General features: G+C 39.4%; 19 protein-coding genes and 1 pseudogene. 16 read left to right on the forward strand and 4 right to left on the reverse strand.

Going from position 1 to position 17,849, the window contains the following annotated elements; translation table 11 throughout:
• Together mobF and C7B70_RS15700 are read right to left on the reverse strand one after the other, a co-directional pair.
• Positions 1-578: MobF family relaxase (gene mobF, locus C7B70_RS15695; protein WP_146134073.1), on the reverse strand; the 578-nt coding region annotated here is incomplete at its 3' end.
• Positions 572-871, reverse strand: coding sequence for a relaxase domain-containing protein (locus C7B70_RS15700; RefSeq protein WP_106369962.1), 300 nt, complete (start codon positions 869-871; stop codon positions 572-574). The genes mobF and C7B70_RS15700, both read right to left, overlap by 7 nt.
• Before the next feature lie 763 nt (positions 872-1,634).
• Here C7B70_RS15700 and C7B70_RS15705 point away from each other — a divergent pair.
• The 9 genes from C7B70_RS15705 to C7B70_RS15745 all read left to right on the forward strand — a co-directional run bounded on the left by C7B70_RS15705 (position 1,635) and on the right by C7B70_RS15745 (position 7,408).
• Positions 1,635-2,774, forward strand: a complete 1,140-nt coding sequence (locus C7B70_RS15705) for a ParM/StbA family protein (protein WP_106369963.1) — start codon at positions 1,635-1,637, stop codon at positions 2,772-2,774.
• Positions 2,758-3,276, forward strand: a complete 519-nt coding sequence (locus tag C7B70_RS15710) for a hypothetical protein (protein ID WP_106369964.1) — start codon at positions 2,758-2,760, stop codon at positions 3,274-3,276. Before C7B70_RS15705 ends, C7B70_RS15710 begins: the two co-directional genes overlap by 17 nt.
• A 112-nt stretch (positions 3,277-3,388) precedes the next feature.
• Positions 3,389-4,216 carry a hypothetical protein gene (locus C7B70_RS15715; RefSeq protein ID WP_106369965.1) on the forward strand — a complete coding sequence of 276 codons (828 nt, stop codon included), beginning with the start codon at positions 3,389-3,391 and terminating at the stop codon, positions 4,214-4,216.
• A 44-nt stretch (positions 4,217-4,260) separates the two neighbouring features.
• On the forward strand, positions 4,261-5,106 hold the full coding sequence (locus C7B70_RS15720) for a hypothetical protein (protein WP_106369966.1): 846 nt from the start codon (positions 4,261-4,263) through the stop codon (positions 5,104-5,106).
• Positions 5,107-5,111: 5 nt separating this feature from the next.
• On the forward strand, positions 5,112-5,633 hold the full coding sequence (locus C7B70_RS15725) for a hypothetical protein (protein WP_106369967.1): 522 nt from the start codon (positions 5,112-5,114) through the stop codon (positions 5,631-5,633).
• Between the two features lie 116 nt (positions 5,634-5,749).
• Positions 5,750-6,019 carry a hypothetical protein gene (locus tag C7B70_RS15730; protein ID WP_146134074.1) on the forward strand — a complete coding sequence of 90 codons (270 nt, stop codon included), beginning with the start codon at positions 5,750-5,752 and terminating at the stop codon, positions 6,017-6,019.
• Positions 6,020-6,021: 2 nt separating this feature from the next.
• Positions 6,022-6,738, forward strand: coding sequence for a restriction endonuclease (locus C7B70_RS15735; RefSeq protein ID WP_106369969.1), 717 nt, complete (start codon positions 6,022-6,024; stop codon positions 6,736-6,738).
• A 65-nt stretch (positions 6,739-6,803) separates the two neighbouring features.
• The gene (locus tag C7B70_RS15740; protein WP_106369970.1) at positions 6,804-7,025 is read left to right on the forward strand and encodes a DUF2281 domain-containing protein; all 222 of its coding nucleotides are present in this window, start codon (positions 6,804-6,806) and stop codon (positions 7,023-7,025) included.
• Complete coding sequence (locus C7B70_RS15745; RefSeq protein ID WP_106369971.1) at positions 7,022-7,408, forward strand: type II toxin-antitoxin system VapC family toxin; 387 nt, start codon at positions 7,022-7,024, stop codon at positions 7,406-7,408. The genes C7B70_RS15740 and C7B70_RS15745 overlap by 4 nt, the downstream gene beginning before the upstream one ends.
• A gap of 122 nt (positions 7,409-7,530) precedes the next feature.
• Here C7B70_RS15745 and C7B70_RS26005 read toward each other — a convergent pair whose 3' ends face one another.
• Positions 7,531-7,713, reverse strand: a complete 183-nt coding sequence (locus C7B70_RS26005; RefSeq protein ID WP_146134075.1) for a hypothetical protein — start codon at positions 7,711-7,713, stop codon at positions 7,531-7,533.
• A 76-nt stretch (positions 7,714-7,789) separates the two neighbouring features.
• Entirely contained in the window at positions 7,790-8,353 is a 564-nt protein-coding gene (locus C7B70_RS15750; RefSeq protein ID WP_106369972.1) for a hypothetical protein, read from the reverse strand.
• A gap of 383 nt (positions 8,354-8,736) precedes the next feature.
• Here C7B70_RS15750 and C7B70_RS15755 point away from each other — a divergent pair, with 383 nt between their 5' ends.
• The 7 genes and pseudogenes from C7B70_RS15755 to C7B70_RS15790 all read left to right on the forward strand — a co-directional run bounded on the left by C7B70_RS15755 (position 8,737) and on the right by C7B70_RS15790 (position 17,846).
• Positions 8,737-8,961, forward strand: a complete 225-nt coding sequence (locus C7B70_RS15755) for a restriction endonuclease (protein WP_199192296.1) — start codon at positions 8,737-8,739, stop codon at positions 8,959-8,961.
• A gap of 67 nt (positions 8,962-9,028) precedes the next feature.
• A pseudogene (locus tag C7B70_RS15760) lies at positions 9,029-9,880 on the forward strand (IS5 family transposase).
• A gap of 22 nt (positions 9,881-9,902) precedes the next feature.
• Complete coding sequence (locus C7B70_RS28805; RefSeq protein ID WP_158260508.1) at positions 9,903-10,097, forward strand: restriction endonuclease; 195 nt, start codon at positions 9,903-9,905, stop codon at positions 10,095-10,097.
• Between the two features lie 67 nt (positions 10,098-10,164).
• Positions 10,165-10,779, forward strand: coding sequence for a hypothetical protein (locus tag C7B70_RS15770; RefSeq protein WP_106369975.1), 615 nt, complete (start codon positions 10,165-10,167; stop codon positions 10,777-10,779).
• Positions 10,780-10,923: 144 nt separating this feature from the next.
• Positions 10,924-11,739 (forward strand): hypothetical protein, encoded by an 816-nt coding sequence (locus C7B70_RS15775; RefSeq protein ID WP_106369976.1) that lies wholly within the window; start codon positions 10,924-10,926, stop codon positions 11,737-11,739.
• 552 nt (positions 11,740-12,291) lie between these two features.
• Complete coding sequence (locus C7B70_RS15785; protein ID WP_106369978.1) at positions 12,292-15,735, forward strand: hypothetical protein; 3,444 nt, start codon at positions 12,292-12,294, stop codon at positions 15,733-15,735.
• Entirely contained in the window at positions 15,732-17,846 is a 2,115-nt protein-coding gene (locus tag C7B70_RS15790) for a hypothetical protein (protein ID WP_106369979.1), read from the forward strand. The genes C7B70_RS15785 and C7B70_RS15790 overlap by 4 nt, the downstream gene beginning before the upstream one ends.
• The last annotated feature ends 3 nt before the right edge of the window (positions 17,847-17,849 follow it).

Below are 17,849 nucleotides of genomic sequence, written 5' to 3' on the forward strand. Positions count from 1 at the left end.
CGGTAGATTTGCCCCAATAGCATTTTGTTTTGGTAAAAGGTTTTGTTGTCGATACTGCGCCACTTACCGTCTGGTCCTTGAGTGCAGTTCATAATTAGGCAATGGGTGTGCAGATGCGGGTCTAGCTCTCTACTCGTATCATGATGCCACTTTGCCACTATCAAATTATCTGTTTTAACTACTTGCCCATTTATCCGCGTCTGGGCATAACGTGACTCAATCAGGTCAATAGTTCTTGCTACTGCTTTGCGGTGTGCCTCTTCCAATCGCGTATCGCCACCTACTAAGCAAGCTATGCTCACGCTCTTGGGAGCCGAGAAAGTTAAGTCAGTGCCAGCACGTTCCTTCTTTTTGTCATGGCTCTGTTTCTGCCGCAGTCGTGTTTTTCCATCAGGACTTAGACCATTAACGATGTTGTCGTAAGCTGATAAATCGGTAATTGCCCCTGATAATTGATATCCCGATGCCCCCTGTCCTTGCCACTGCGAGTTGGCTTCAGCCTCCTCTTGGCTGTAGTAGTTCTCTTGCTTGTAATAGTTCTTTGCCTGAGTGGTATTACTTTTACCGAGAGTCAGCATTCCTCATCTCCCGATGCCAATGTTGGGCTATGAGTATGTAAATGAGGATCTAATTCTCGGCTTGTATCATCATGCCATTTTGTAACTGATGGGTTGTCTATCGCAACTGGTTGTCCATCAATTCGCGTCTGGACATAACGTGACTCAATCAAGTTTATTACACGGCTTACTGCTGCTCGGTGTGCCTCTTGTAAGGCGCTATCTCCACCAGACAAAACTTCTAAACTGAGATTTTTGGCATTGGATATTGTTAAATCAATCTCAAACTTTTTATCCCTACTATTCGATTGCATGAAAAATTTTCCTCAACTTGAATAACTAAGTTGCTGGCGATCTAAAAATTAAAAAGATGATTCTGCTGGAATTAGCCTGCTTTTAAAAAGCTGGGAAAATTAAGTATTTTTGGTCGCGTAAAGTTGCTACTAAAAATATAGCTTATAATTCAATCATTGCAACTATTTGATTTGTGTTTTTGCACCAAAAGGTGCGTCAGGTGCGGTCGCCTATGCGACTATTTTTTTTCTGGGGAGTCCAGAGGGGTCGCCCCTCTGGGGATATAGCTGCAATTTGTACCAAAACCCTTCTTTTACCTGCTATTTACCTGTTATTTCCTAACAATTACCTTAGCAATAACTTAGTTCACCTTATAAAAACCTTACTAACACCTTATTAACATGAAAGCTAAAAGATAGTAAAATCTCTGCCTTTTTTAGTAGACAAAATCCTTGCCAAGAACTTACATTTACCTTAGTATTTACTAATGGTTCCTTCCAGAAAACTTGTATTTACCTTAGTATTGCAATTACCTTGAAGTTACCTTATATTTACCTTAATTGATGTAATTGATTTCTAGAGCGATAATCAATTGTGTCAATAAAATTTGATTACTGTCCGTTACTAAAACATGGCATTCTTCTACTGGCAACAAGAGCCATGCCTTGCCCTGTCTATCCTAGTCAAATCCAAACAGTTCACTGCTATAGGCTTGTTCATCTAGCCAATAGTTAAAGTGTTACATTTCGTCCAATAAGCAGAAGTGCGAGAACTTATCAATCAATGGCTGACACTACAATTGCCTGCGACCTCGGCTCGTTAAAGAGCAAATTTTTCTATACGGTTAAGCAGTTCAAACCAGAACTGATGTTGATAGAGTCGGAAGTAGCAAAGGTTTCTCAGCAAAGTATTGAGGAACATGAGGAGGTAGTCAAGTTAGGTAGCTTGACACCAGAAAACTTTGCCTGGGTGGAATACAAAGGAGAACATCGCGCAGTGGGGTTCTTAGCAAAAGACCGCTTCAATGCTGACCTAAATCTCCAAGCACCCAAAGTCCAACTTGCTTTGTACAAGACTTTAGCGGCAATTGGGGCGATCGCGCAAAAGAATGGCATAGCAAATGGAACATCGGTGAGTCTAGGGTTACTGTTTCCTTATGGAGAGTATCAAGACCACAAGTTGTTTCAAGAGATGATAGCTGAAGCGATTGGCAGCTTTCGCTTTCGGGGAGAGGAGAGGAGTTTTGAGTTAGAGAGGTTAGTGTGTCGTCCTGAAGGATTTGGCTTAGTGTCACGAGGACGACTTGCGGGGAGTGGTAGTCTAAAGGAGCGGACAATTGTTGTAATAGTAGTTGGCTATCGAGATGCTTCAATTTATGTGTGGCAGCGAGGAGCAATTTCAAAAGGTGCGACCAAAGAGTTAGGATTTAACAAGTTGATTAAGGCAGTGCAGCTATACGCTCCCAATCAACAAGCTTCTAGATTGGCGGCAGCAATATGTAAAGCTGGAGCCAAGATTAGTATCAAAGCACTAGGACATCTGAGCCGCTTTCACGACCCCTCGGACGCGGTTTTAAGAGATAAAGAGATAGCTGAACTAAGAAAAGCAATCGCACGGGCAAAAGAACAGTATTGGTTAGACCTGTGTGGATGGCTACGCAACCATATTCCGGTGGAAATAGATGAAGTGATTGTAACCGGAGGGACAGCTTATTACTACGAGCGTGAATTTAACGCTTTGTTCGCTAGTACAGGGGTAAATTGGGGTAGCGAACTAGAAGAACAGGTAAACAATTGCTTCCGCACGAAGGTAGCGGAAAATGGGATGAGTTATCGCTTAACAGATAACTATGGCTTTTTTTACTACTTGTGTGGCACTGATAGCAGTTTAGAACGGACGAAAACTAATGTACGAGCAAGTTGATTTTCATTTTCGCTATCAAGCGGGTAACGAGTCGTTATACGCATTGTTGCTGAGGTATTTGCAAGCAAAAAAACACGGTAGCAGGAAGCTTTTAGCGGAAGACTTAGCAGAATTTCCTAAAGAGCAAATGGTGCTGTGGGCTTTGTTTGCTTTCTGGCATCCTCTAGCGTGTAAAGCATTGGGAAGCTTTAATGAAACCCAGTTAAAGCAAAAAGCTAGGAATGCTATCTATCAGTTGTTACAGCACATTAACTACTTGATTGAGATATTTGATTTAGACCCACAAGAATTCATGTTACAAGTGCCAGGGCAACAGCCAAATGGCAAAACAACTCAGGGCCATTTTCCATCTTCAAAGAGTGTTGAACCAATAAGAGCAACATCCTCATCTGTTACTACTGGAGAGTTACCAATTGGCGGGCCAAACGAAATGTTAGCTGATGCTCCAGAACTGACACGCAATGAAGACGACCAATTACTTGAGGAAGTATTCAATAGTTAACAAGCAAAGAGATGTTGAAATTTTGCTCATCTCATGCTTTAGACCTAGGGCGTGAAGAGGTAATTTCTCAAGTAATCCTTAGCCAATGATGATTTAATAAGGAGAAAAATTGATGCTACAAACCTACAAAGCACAACGTCAAGTAATTCAGATCGGGGACATTTCCTTAGAAGTTGCCATGCTCCCAGATGGTAGTTATGTATTTAGCCAAACAGAGGTAGCTGCTGTAGTTGATAAAAGTGAAAGTTCCATCCGTAGTTTCCGCCGTTCTAAACGCCTCAAATCTTTACCTGGCATAGAATCTCAATCCGCACCTTTAAAGATTGAGGGAGTAAATAAACCGATTGCTCCCGTTTCTTTAGAACTAGCAGCTTTGTACTGGCATAAGTGCGCTAGTGTCGGTAATCAAAAGGCTCAAGCTTTAACAATTGCTTTAGTCAAACATTCACTTTATGATTTTGCTGACGAGGCATTTGGAATTGAACGCAGTAAACAAGAGCGTTCTGACAATCTGATAGACGATTTATCTCCTTCAAGCGTAGCCCGACTAGAAGCAATGTATCAGCATCTATCAGCGCCAACATCTATCCAACAATCTTTGGAATCTAGCAGCGAACGAGAATTGCAACTGAAGATTCGTCTAGCCGAAATCGAGTTGGAGCGGGAAAAGTTACAGCACGAGAACGCAGCTAATGGTTTTCCGATTAAAGACCTGAGTAAGGTGGGCGTACCCCCTTGGCGAGTGATTTCGCAAGTGCAAAAAAGCTTGGGATGGTCAGATGCTACCGCTACTTACAAACTAATACGTCAACTAGGCTACGGGTTTAGCAGCGCTCACTGGTTTTCTGTACGGATTAAAGGCGGGGTATCGGTAATGTCTTGGACTTCTATAGACGCTTTATCTGAGGCAGTTGAACAATTCAAGTCGTTTCCAAACTAGCAACAGCTTTCGGTTCAATAATTTATTTACTTGGAGAAATCACCATGCCTTACAGCAAACAGGATTTGCAAAATCTTTACTCGTTGTCGCTTGAAGATGTAGACGCTACTCTCGCTGCTTGTGGACTATCACTAGAGCAGGATGAGTATGCTGATGAGCAAATTCAATCAGGATTTGACGTTATTCGTAAATACTTCAACGAAGCACAAGTAGGTGACTTTGCGGCGGCAGCAGAAATGTTCAACCAGCTTCCTTCGCCTAAAACGAAGAAAACAGGTAGAGGTAAAAAGTCGGGTAACTCCTCAGAGCAAGAATTGGGTGTTACTACAGTAGAGGACAACGATTTAGATATATCCCAACTGTTAGCTCAAGCAACTTCCCAATGTGGAACGCGGATTTCTCTAACTGAGGCAAGCAAAATCTTATCAGCCTGCGGTCTACCGGACAAAGAGGAGTACACAAGTGTTGAATGCGATCGCTTTGTAGAAGCCTGTACCTTAGTTAAACAACAAAACAAGACTTACGAAGAAGTAGCAATCCATTTGGGTGTCGCTACTGCGCCAGATGATAGCCTTGAGCGTCAAGAATTGTTGGCAGAAGTCCAAGGGATACAAAGTTCTGTTTCCTCGTTGTCTAGCACTCAGACGGCGCAAGTGATGCAGGCGTTACCACAAATGAGCTTAGAGCAATTAAGAGCAATCAAACTCCAGTTCTTGCGCGATCTCAACCGAGAACTCCGAGAGTATGTAGAATCCGGTCGGATGCAGGCAGAATTTCAAGCGGCAGCGGACACGGTGATTAAAGAACCATTCCTCACTTGGTCGCCAATTAATGACGCTAAGAATAGATCGCTTAATGGCGATCAACAAAAGTCTTTACCTGGAAGCTAAAAGTAATGCAAAATAAAACAACTTCGACGGGTAACGCCCAGTTGCTAACTTTGGCTTCTAAACACGTTGGCACTCCCATCACACTAATTGAAGCTGGGAAAATTCTTTCTGCTTGTGGTTTGCCTGACCTAGGGGATTATACACCAGGGCAATGCGATCGCTTTCTAGAAGCTTGTACCCTGCTAAGACGGCAAGGTAAGACCTACGAAGAAGTAGCGATGCACTTTGGGGCGACTCCATCTGATAATGAGTTGATTGAGAAAGTGCATGACTTACTTGCTCAAGTTTCTTCTTCTCAAGCAGAACTAATCCGCGCTGCTTTACCTAAGATGGCGGTAGAGCAATTGCAGGAGGTTAAGGCGTTATTTTGGCGAATGACTGCCAAAAGGCTAAAGAAGTATGTTGATTCTGGACAGTTAGAAACAGAAATCCGTAGCGTCTCTAAAAGTGTCTTAGCATCGGTGGGAAAATACCTGGGGCTGTTGATGCCGAACAGCAGCCCGAAAGTGAAGAATTTGCCTGGTTAATTGACGAAACTATCCAGCAACGGATTACGGTAATAGCTACAGCAGATCGGCAGCTAATTGAGTTAAACAATTACAAATTGCGGGAACGTGCCAAAGCGCTCGCCGAAAAGCAACGCTTGGACAAAGCCAGGATGGAGCGGTGGCAAATGTGGCTGAAGTGGACGGTTGGTAACTTACACAAAGCATCTAACCGGACTACGTTCTTTTATTTGGTGTGGACACCGTTGGTAGTTTTCTATTGTGCGATCGCATTCATGGGGATGCCCGTTGCTGTCGCTTGCCCCAAGGCGAACGGTGTCTGCCATAATCTGCGGGTAATGGCTTTAGAAACAAAAAAGACTGTGCTGTTGCCGCAGGTGTTATGGGATAAGTTGACGAGGAGGTAGTAATGGAGATTTTGGGTTTCCTACTTGGGCTTGGTTGCCTGATTTTGGTAGCGTGGGCGATCTCAATACTTGGCGGTTTAGTTTTCGGTCGTAAGCGTCGCCACCAAAACCGACCTCAAGAGCCGCCATCGCTTACGCACCCAGAAATTCAAGAGCGCAACTCGTCGCAGCCTACTATTACTGCGCCCCCTCCACCATCAGCCCCACCGCGTAGAGTAGTTACACTCAGGCAGCCGCCAGTTTCAACTAGAGTTCGGCTTCCTAGTAGTCGGCATCAGCAGTATATTCGCCTTGCCGAGCGTGTGCTTAAGCGACTGCGTTCAGGTGAAGTTCAATTACCCAAAGCACTCGCCATCCTACGCAAGATGAACCCTTACGCTTTTGAAGAGTTACTGCTAACGTGCTGCCATGAGCAAGGGTGGAGAATCGAGCGTAACTTTCGCTATACGGGTGATGGTGGTTTAGATGGGCGAGTGACAATCGCTGGAAGGCTTTATCTAATCCAGGCAAAGCGTTATCGCGGCTATATCAACCCTAAGCATATTCGTGATTTCGACCAGGTTATCCAGGGGGAGGAAGCGTGTGGAGGATTCTTTATCCATACTGGGAGAACCGGAGAGTTATCGAAGGAGTTGTTGCGGGAGTATCAAATCAGTTTAATTAGTGGTCAACGGTTGGTTGATTTTGTCTTGGGACAGCGATTCAAAATCCTGGGCTAATAACTACCGAAGTAGTTAATTAACAGTAATGCCAAAATAAAAGCATATTGTATTGGTCTTGAAAAGTGATTACTATAGAAACAATTATCCGCGAATTAGACTCAGCCCCAGAGCCGCTATTAGTAGCTGTACTTGATTTTATCCAGTCTACGAAAGCTAAAACTATTCAAGAGTTCACTCAAAATAATTCCCCACGTATTCCAGGCTTGCATCAGGGAGAAATCTGGATGAGTGAGGATTTTAACGAGTCTTTAGCTGACGAGTTTTGGCTGGGTGAAGATGAATGAGGGTTTTAATCGATACTCATGTATTCATTTGGTGGACAAGCGATCAAATGAAGCTTTCACCGTATGTTTACAATCTTCTAACTGATGCTAATACTGAAGCAATTTTTAGTGTTGCCAGTATTTGGGAAATGCAAATAAAGTTGTCTTTAGGTAAGCTTACTTTTAAAACGGCGTTACCGGAACTTGTTGAGGATGAGGTTAAACGTAACCAAATTGAGTTACTGCCGATTGATCTATTTCACATTTATGCTTTAAGCCATCTGCCTAACCACCACCGAGATCCCTTTGATCGCTTGTTGATAGCTCAAGCTATGAATGAGAAACTGGCTATCGTTAGCATTGACGAAAAGTTCGATGGTTATGAGGTAGAGCGACTATGGTGACAAACAAGAATTTACATTAAGTGGCGATCGCATTTATGGAGATACCAGTGGCGGTAGCCTGCCCTAAGCCAAATGGTGTTTGCGACAATTTGCGGGTGATGGCGGTGGAGACTAAACTACTGCTACTGCCACAGGTGTGGTGGGAGAAGTAATGGAAATTTTTGGGTTCCTGTTTGGGCTTGGTTGTCTGATTGCAATTGCTTGGGGAATGAAAATTTCCAGCTAACTTCGTGGCATCGTCTGAGGATAATAATTAGCGAATCGACTGCCGAAGCATCTATAATCGCCATGCACGATGCTGGCATAGAACCAGAAAGTCATAATTGTGATTGAAGTGTAAGCGCGCAAAAATGGACACAGAGCTTCGTTATTTAATATTGGTTATTGCAAAGTTTTAAGTAGAAGTTCTAGTGTTGCTGGGGCGTTGCTCGTCAAAACTTGCTGACTAAAACGTCGCCACAGCAAGGCTTCCACTAAGGTAGCTTTTCGCTTTTCGCTGAGGTTAGTTCCCCAAATAGCCAAATCTGGATCGCTTTGAGCTTTTCCACGATCGAATACTTTCGCAAGGTTAAAATCAGACTCCAGGTTTTGTAGTTGTTTCGACTTATCATCGGAGTTCTTTGACTGACTAGAAAGATATACGCTTAACTTAATCAGCGCATCGCCTGCCTGCGCCTCAACATTAATTTTTTCCCAATTAACTAAGAACTCTGGATAATTCTTCAACACTCGCTCCAGAGTGATTTGTGACACTAAAAGATCAGCTTCAGACCTACTCTCTTTTTCAACATTTTCATGAACTATTTGACCATCCGGAAACGTTATTCTTACTGTAGAACGGTAAAGATTGTGAGAGAGATGTACAGATTGAAAATCAGCGCAATTACTACCACATCCAAGATTTTGGAGTAATTCTAGAAGTTGATTTTTGGCATTGTAAGTCATATAGAATTCTATACAAAGTGTAAGGTATAGGTGGACAAGCAAAAGTTTTTGAATTTTGCTCGTATTTTTGGAGCCGAAACTAGGGCTACCCAAATAGCCTCATTCATGACCAAAGATAGTAGGGAAGACTCAGACGTTTAGTCAGAGATATTTTGTTCTTTTCCGAAAAACTAGATAATTATATTGATGCCATTTGGTATTTTCTATCCCACTACAATTTATCCTCACTTATTCAGAGCTACCACTAATATATGATTCCCAGAATGTTTCACTCTCTAACACATTCACTCAACATTACAAAAATTTAAGCTATGTTGACTTGATTTTCAGCACAGTGCAAACCATCGCTTTTGTTATTGCTTTAATAAATTCCCATTACCAGGGTGATCGCTATCCTACGCAAAATGAACCCCTATGCCTTTGAAGAATTGCTGCTTACTTGTTGTCAAAACCAAGGGTGGAAAATCGAGCGCAACTTTAAATATAGTAATGACGGTGGTTTAGATGGGCGCGTGACAATTGCTGGCAGGCTTTATCTAATTCAAGCAAAGCGTTATCGCGGTTATATTAACCCTAGGGCGTATCTGCAAACTCAAAAGCAACACTAGATGGAGTGGAAAAAAGATGGGAATAGGAGTATTCTAAATATCTGAAAACAAACCGGAGTAACTTTCCATGCCGCTACATCGTGGTGACCTAAATGATGCTCAATGGCAGAAACTTCACCCTTTGCTACCAAAAAAAGCGTGTACTGGGCGACCTGCGGCTGATCATCGAGCAGTGATTGACGGGATTTTATGGATTCACCGCACGGGTGCGCCTTGGAACGATTTGCCTGCTCGTTATGGGTCACGGGGTACGGTATCAAGTCGATTCTATCGTTGGCGCTCCCAGGGCATCTGGCAGGAGATCCTCAATCGCTTGCAGCAAACCGCCGATGCTGCCGACCAAATCGATTGGGAAGTACATTTCATTGATAGCACCATTGTCCGCGCGCACCAACACGCCGCCGGAGCAAAAAGGGGGAACTGAATCCAGGACAACAATCACTCAGTGTTGAGCTTCTTCAGCAACAAGAGGCACTCGGACGCTCAAAAGGCGGCTTTAGCACCAAAATTCACATCCAATCCGATGGCATGGGCAAACCAATGCAATTCGTATTGACAGAGGGACAACGCAGTGATGTTAAAGGATTCTACACTCTCAATACTGCACTAAAGGTCAAGCGCATTGGACGGGGGAAACCGAAGCAGCGTCCTCGTTACTTGGTAGGTGATAAAGGTTATGACGCACAGATGATTCGTCGTACCTTACGTCGTCAGCACACCACACCAGTCATCCCTAAGCGCCAGAATGCTAAACACAAGCCCCGCTTTAATCGTGGACTGTACCGAGAGCGCAACCGCATTGAACGGTTGATTAATCGACTCAAACAGTTTCGCCGGGTCGCTACTCGCACGCGAAAAACGAGCCGAGAATTACCTAGCGATGCTGACGATTGCTGCAATTCTTATTTGGTTGAAATAGCTCACTATGCTACATCCAGACTTTGCAGATACGCCCTAAGCATATCCGTGACTTTTACCAAGTTATCCAGGGGGAGGAAGCGCATGGAGGATTCTTTATCCATACGGGTAAAACTGGAGAATTAGCAAAGGAATTGCTGCGGGATTATCAGATAAGTTTACTCAGTGGTCAACGGTTGGTTAATTTTGTCTTGGGGCAGTCGCTGAAAATTATATAAATCATCATAATGGTCTATGAAACAATAATAGTTAGTTGTTAATTTCTATGCTCTCAACTCTTTAGATATGGAACTGATTGACTACCCGCGAGCGATAAACGAGAAAGCACATAAGTGCCTAGAAGTATTTCAGCAAGTGCAGCAGCAAAAATCAGAAATCGATTGCTTAGTTAACGCTGTCTTTTGTCAAGTTGCTTTTGACCCAACACTAAAAAATCAAAATCAGCGCGATGCTCGAAAAGCTACAATACTAGCTGAGGATCGTCAATACACTGAAAAACTAGCTAAACTACAAACTTTAAAAAATGAATTGGGTTCTCTGAAAATTCACCTAGAATATTTACGTAACAAGTTTGCTGCTGTGAGATTAGCAGCGGCTGTCAAATTAGATGTAATCACTAAGTTAGGCGATACTGCAACTGCTGAAACTTTACGAGCGCATTTAGCAGGGATGGCATTACAAAGTGTCTTCAGTAGTGTCTGTTTGTCTCAAACAATCTCGCCTTTAGAGGTTGCAGAGCAAGCAGTCACTTTTGCAGATGCCCTGGTTAGTAGGCTAGAAGTCGAGAGTGTAGGCAATAGCACTCTTTGGGAAAAGAAAGTTTATGCCCAGCAAAATCTAGAAGAGGAAGAGTTTAATGATGATAGCGACTCCGAGACAACGCAATCGCATTTGGGTTAATTAGATTTTTAATTAGCGGTAAACGATTAATTAATTTTGTGTTAGGACTAAAGTTGAGGTTTATGAGGTAACGATGGCTGTTGCTACGGATGATAGTTGAGTTTTCATTTAGCTGTATAACTAGAAAAAGGAAATGTTATCGCAATGCGAAAACTACCCGAATGCCGCCGTTGTAAATTCTATGCTGATGAGGAACTTCTAGTTTGTGCGTTGCATCCAGATGGCATTGCTCAAGGCAACGATACTTGCTCAGATTTTGATATTACTACAGAGAAAAAACATAAGGAGCATAACTATAGAACGGAAGATTTAGACTTTGCCTCAGCACTGTTAAGAAACCAAGGATGTACAGACGACCAAGCGTATTATCACAGCTTATCTGAGATGATGGCAGGAATGCTTTATAACCCGACTAGCGATTTACTAGAACAGCCCTTATCAGATTTTTTCTATTATGTGTTGCGCCTATCCGAGTTATTAGCAGATTTAACTAGGTACACCCCTTTACAGCTTCCTGATGACTGCTACGGGCAACTTGCAGCAGATGGACGCAGCATTATGGTTCATCAAGCGCGGTTCTTAATTACTCATGGTTCAGCAGAAGTTTTAACTCCTCAAGGGCGGCAGTTTCTCTACGGAGAAGATTTATATATTGCCAGAAGAATTGCTAATTACTTAAGTCGTGAAAATGATTTGAGCAGGGCAGTAGGGCAGTCGTATTTCGATGATATGTTAGAACGAATTAGCGGTAATGCAAATTTACATGGCATTGAGGCAGTTGAACGCCTTCTTGGTAGTGACTTATTGTTTGACTTTGAGTATCCTCCCAATTTTAACCTTAGCAAGTGGAAAGAAAATTGGGCAGATAATCAGACAGACTTGGTAGTACATTTCTCAGTGCCAAGAACAATTACTTTCGTCAAACAACGGTTTGACATTACGCTGAACTATCCATTTTGACTTTTACAAAGCAATTGCCTCTATCTAATAGCTTTACACTTCGGGGTAATACTCAGGCGCTCAAAGAAGAGCTATAAAATTAGCACTGGAATACCAATGCAGGTATTGAGGCGATCGCACTTGGAAAAGACTAAAATCCACCACGTTATCGGCATCGACGGCACTACCCTGATAGTCTTCCACACCCCAGCCCACTGCTGGCAGTTCCGGTTGATTAGCCCTGGCGGAGCAGTGTTTGGGGAACGTAAGATTTACTACACGGCTGAAGCTGCGCTTAAGGCAGGGCTGGAGTGGATTGCTCAGGGGAATTAAAGAAAATTTTTGTAGCTATCTTTATCGTTACCTTGGTAAGCCAACGATTGCATGATTTGCAATTATTGTCAAATTTAGGAGTGAACACTCTTAAAAAGTTGAGTTTAGTTACTTTTTGACTATTTTTAATGATTTTAGAAATAAAATTTTTAAAGTGTAGAGGTAATGCTTTTTATTTAATAAATTAATCTTAGGTTAATTATCCCCAAGTTAAGCTGGACTAAATTAGTTAGAAATGATATGGAAGAAATATTAAACGATTACTGTAAACAAACTAATCCTGGGCTTCTTCTCCTGAGTATGCCGACTGGTTTTGGCAAAACATACAACGTTATTAAATTTATCTATTCTAATTACAAAGAGTTTGCTTTTCAAAAGAGAAAAATTATTTTTATTACGAATCTCAAGAAAAACTTGCCAATTGAGGATTTAAGAAAGCATTTTATTGCAAATAACAACAAAGATGAATTTGAAGACTACGTTCTTTTTATTGATTCTAATTCTCAGAGTGTTATTACTAATTTAACTTTAATCGAGGATGAAATTCCAGAAAAGTTTAAAACCGAAAATTATCTGCGTTTAAAATCTTATATAGAAATATGTAAGAATAGCCAGTTGCCTCAATCTGTAAAATCTACCCTTGAAAAAGAAATTCGTGGAGATATTGAACCAGCATTCCGAGAATTTATTAAAAAAACGTTAAATGAAAATTTCAAAACAAAAAAGGCTCGGCTATTAGCTATAAAAAACAATCAAGAATATCAATGGATTGGAAAATTGTATCCCGCAGTATTTACAGATGAAAGAACGGTTTTATTCCTTAGTATGGATAAGTTCATCACTAAAAACTCGACACTTGTTGAGCCGTCGTATTACTTCTATGAACGATTAATTAATAAATCAGTCATTTTTATTGATGAGTTTGATACCACTAAAGAATCTGTCCTCAACAATATTATTAAGTCAGGCTTGCGCCATCGTGTGGATCTTCTAGATTTATTCTTAAATATTCACAATCATCTTATGCAAAATGAATGCCCTGAAGGGCTACTTAAAGAATCTAAATGGCGTAAGCAAAAATCCGCAGGGAAGAATTGGTTATCTCTAGGAAAGCAGATTGAATCTTTTCGAGATAAAGCAGATCGTATATTCAATACATATAAATTACAGCATACTTGTAAATCACATAAAAATTTTTCGACAAATAAAAGAGATTTTTTATTTTATGATTATCAATTTCATAATGTGTTAGATCGCCGTAAGCGTATTGAAATTATTGAAGATTCACAGAATCGTACAAATTGGATTCAGGCTTTTGATGTTAAAACAAAAACAGTCGGGATCGATATTCATTCATTATTAAGAGATATTGCAGGATTTTTAACTTATTTTCAAACAGGTATTGGATATTTAGCAGAGAATTATCGCCATTTGAAAGAGGAAGATGACAGCATTCACGAAGCCTTTCCCCTAGAATCTGCTATTAAAACAGTTCTTAATCATTTTCGCCTTGATAGTAAAGATGTTGAATTTTTGACGAGTAATATTATCGAAGGTGACTTGCCGTATGGACTGCGAACCGACAAAGGAAGCATCCAACGTCAAGGGTTTTATGATACTGGCTTTCGTTACCACGATATCGTTGATAGTGATGAGCATGATACCTTATCAAAAATATATATGTTCAACTTCAGCCGTACACCAGAATCTTTTTTGGCTGGAGTTTGTTCAAAAGCTATAGTTGTCGGCATTTCGGCGACTGCTGGGCTTTATACAAACATTGGAAATTATGATCTTGAGTATTTAAAATCTCGGTTAGGGGATTCATTTATACGTCTTAAGCATGATACTCTTGTTAGGCTAAAGAACGCATATTTTGAAGCAACCAAAGGATATGCTCAAATTAAAATAAAAACTAATTTTATTGAAGTAGAGTCACAGAAAGAAGCTATTAAAAAACTTGAAAGCCTTTTAGAAGACAAAACAGCAGCTAATCATTTATGGAACACTCTTCAGTTCAAAATAGATAATGAAAAACCGTATAAAGAATTTGTGTTTTCTCGTTATGTAAAAGTGTTAACTGCATGGAAATATTTTTTAGAAAACTATGATTGTCATGCGTTTATTTGCTTTTTTACTAAAATACCTAAGCTAAATGACTTAGACTTTGATCTTAATATATTATATGAGTACGCTGAATTATTACTAGATGGGAATAAAGAGTTTATAACTGATAAAGTTTCAGAAACTATTGTTGTACTTAGTGGAGTTGAATTCGAGGAAAAGAAAGCACAAATACTAAATGACCTCAAAAATAACAAGCGCCGCTTTATTATTTCATCTTATCAGACAAGTGGAATAGGACAAAATTTACAATTTCCCGTTCCTACTGATGTCAAACCAATACATATTAATGACTTTCCTAAGCATGAATATATGGACATTAATGGAATTTATTTAGATAATCCTACAAATTTGCTTGTTAATATTTCTAGGGCAAGTATTGAACATGAAAATTTTATTAAGTATATTTTTCAATTAGAATTTTTAGTTCAAAATGGAGCTATTTCACTAAATACATTTAGAAGCAAGTTAGATGAAGCTTTTAAACGTTATTTGGGAGGAAGTAATAAGATAAATCATGACTTTAAAAACTTATATAATACTAATGCTTATTCACGTTATGTAAATAAAATAGTTATTCAAGCTATAGGTCGAATATGCCGAACAAATATGAAAGCTTCAACTATTCATATTCTCTGTGATACTTTGATCCGAAAACATTTAACTGGATTATGCTTGCCAGAAGATGTGATTCCTATTCGGGAATATGCTGCTCTGCTTAAATCCATTAATTCATCAACTAGGCAATCTGAAGATTTGATAGAAATACAAAATCGTGCATCTAATAGAAGTAATCAAACTTCTGCTTATATACGCCGCCAATTGAATACGCCTTGGACACCTCAGAGTGTTAAAGCATGGCAAGAACTTAGAGAACAAGTCCTCATTCAACCTGTGGTAGAAAAAGAGGCAGAATGTAATCCTAAGTGGAACCCTATTTACCTTAAAGTGAGACAACCGACTTCTTCGTATATTTATTCACAAACAGAAGATTATGAAGATACTGAAGTTTTCTTTTGTAATGAATACGGAAAAAAAGAAGTAAAAGAAGTAAGTGAAAAATCTGCTCATCTTTCAGATTTGATGAGAATTGATATTTTACATAAATTATTTATAGATTCTGGCTGGGCAACAACATTCCCCGAATCTGAATTGATGCTGACACCACCAATGTTTAACAATATTTATAAAGGAGCATTAGGCGAAGTATGCGGAAAATATATTTTTGATAAGCTTTTAAATATTAATCTTCTAGAACTACAAGTAGAGGAATTTGAGCGTTTTGACTTTAAAACTGATGCAAAGATTTATGTAGACTTCAAGTTTTGGAATAATCGGGTTGCGGTACAAGCTGATGACTTAATTAGTAAAATCCGCGCCAAAATGGCAACTGTTCGAGCAGAGCGTGTTTTTGTAATCAATATCCTTGGTTCTTCTAATACAATTTTTCATCCGCATATCTCATCTGATAGGAAAATAGTTGAAGTTCCTTACCTCTGTAAAAATAATAAAGTAGATGATGAAGCACTTGAATTTATTGTGAAGGAACTTTATAGATGAGTATTTCTACGAACCGTTTGAAAATAAATTTTAATGTTGATGCTATTAGAGATGACTTTGCATTTATTCGCTTTAGTCGCGAACGAAAAAAAAATTGGAATGGGGCAGCAGAGTTAGATTACATTATTGGTAAAGATTTCAATGCTGCTGCTGTTATGTTTCAGTATGGGAAATATGCTTATGCCATGTTTAGAAAACCAGTCGATGTTTATCAACTTCTTGAAGGTATTAGAGCGAACAAGGAATTTGATGATAATGCTGTTACTGAAGTTTTTCCGAGCATTTCACGACGTGATTCTGAAGAGTGCATTTGTGAAGCATGGCTGGCCCAGATTTTAATAAACTCCCTGTCTTCCTCAAAATCGCGTTTTTCTAAATATCATTATTGCAACTTAACTGGCTCATTATTACTTGTGCAAGATTTTGAAGGTAAAAACAAAGACTACCTTGATGTAGCAAAAGTAACTTTAAACTCGGACTACTTATTGGAAGTAAGAACTGTTCGTCACCGGACAAAAATTTCTATTCTTGCAGAATTAAAAAATAATAATGATAACAAACGTAAAAAAGAACTTAAAAATGCTCTTGAAAAGCCTTATTATAGGGTTGAATTAGCAACTAACAGCCTTCGTAGACATTTACCCCGTGATGGGGAAGTTGATGCAAAATTAATATATATCGAATGTGGCTTAAAAGGTAAAAAAGCATCTGTAGCCTTTCTTGATTTTAGTAATATTGATAGATTTTACAAAAGTCGCGCAGGTATTTTGCATAATGTTATATCCAAAATTAGCGAGGATTTATCAAAATACATGAATGTTGGTTTTCATAATATTAAAGTTGATGAGACTATTGAACTCAATAACACCTTGCTGAAAAAGCCAGAACAACTTCGCTTATTACTTGACAAGCAGCTAATTAATATAACTGATAAAGTTGAAAATCAAGAGTCTGAGGATTTAATAAATGCTGTAAAAATATTTCTTTATCCTAATTATGTCACTGATGAAAAGCTCATTTCTTATAGTAAACGAGATAAAGAAAGCGCTTTAAATTTTAGAATAATTCACACTGATGATTACTACGAAAAAATGAATTTGGAAGATGAGTATGTCCCTTCAACTGATCTAATCTATCGACAACATCTTACAATAAAATCAATTGAAACTATAACTAATGCTACTCTTAAAACGAGTATCAAAGAGCTACTGATAAAACGAGATATTAGCACTCGCACATTAAATTTGTTTGATTGGACTAAACTAAAACTAACGGGAGTTTGGACTTTTGCTGCTTGGGATGAAAATGCAAGTAATGTTATTTTTATGGAAATTTTTCCAGATGGTAGTTTCCAATTCTACAAAATAGATTATCAGGATATCTTTAACTATCAAAAGTTTCAAAAATACAGAGAATTAATGATTGATAGTTATGGAAACAAAATTAGGACACTGGAAGGTCTTGTTATTTCTGATACAAATGATATAAATCAGATATTATGTACTGATGAAGTTAGCCTTCCTGATCTTACTAAAATTGAAGCGATTATTAATGAAGTCAATACCGAGCTTCCTGAAAACAAGCGAACTGGAACCGATTTGGCAGCATTACTCCAAGAGTTCATGACTAAAGTTTTCAAGAGAGACAGTGATGAACTAATAGTATCTATTGAGGAGTTGTTAGAATTGGGTAGCAGCGAATTAAATAAAACCAGCTTCCGAAAAATTTTGAATGATAAGTTAGGAAAGAATACAATTGTTGCATCTGAATTACGACAATATCTTTTAACTCAGCATCAAATTAGACTTAGTTTTCCAAAACAGAAAGAGAGTCTTGAAGATTTATTCGACGCTTCTCTTAACATAAGATATTTTGGTGAAACTGCAAGAGAGGCTTATTACTTTGTTGGGGGGCGAAGAGAAAGTGTACAGTTTTCTTTCAAAGATGCCTGCCATCTTCGTAAAATTGTTGCAGTGAACGACTCAAAACTTATATTTAGACAACTCCTTCCGACTATGGATACAGATTTTGTCCGCACTGGGCAAAGTACCGTAATCCCTTTTCCATTTAAATATATTAGGGAATACAAGAATTTTGGCGTTGCTCAATAACTG

The sequence above is a fragment of the Chlorogloea sp. CCALA 695 genome, assembly GCF_003003885.1.
Classification (GTDB): Bacteria; Cyanobacteriota; Cyanobacteriia; order Cyanobacteriales; family Chroococcidiopsidaceae; genus Aliterella.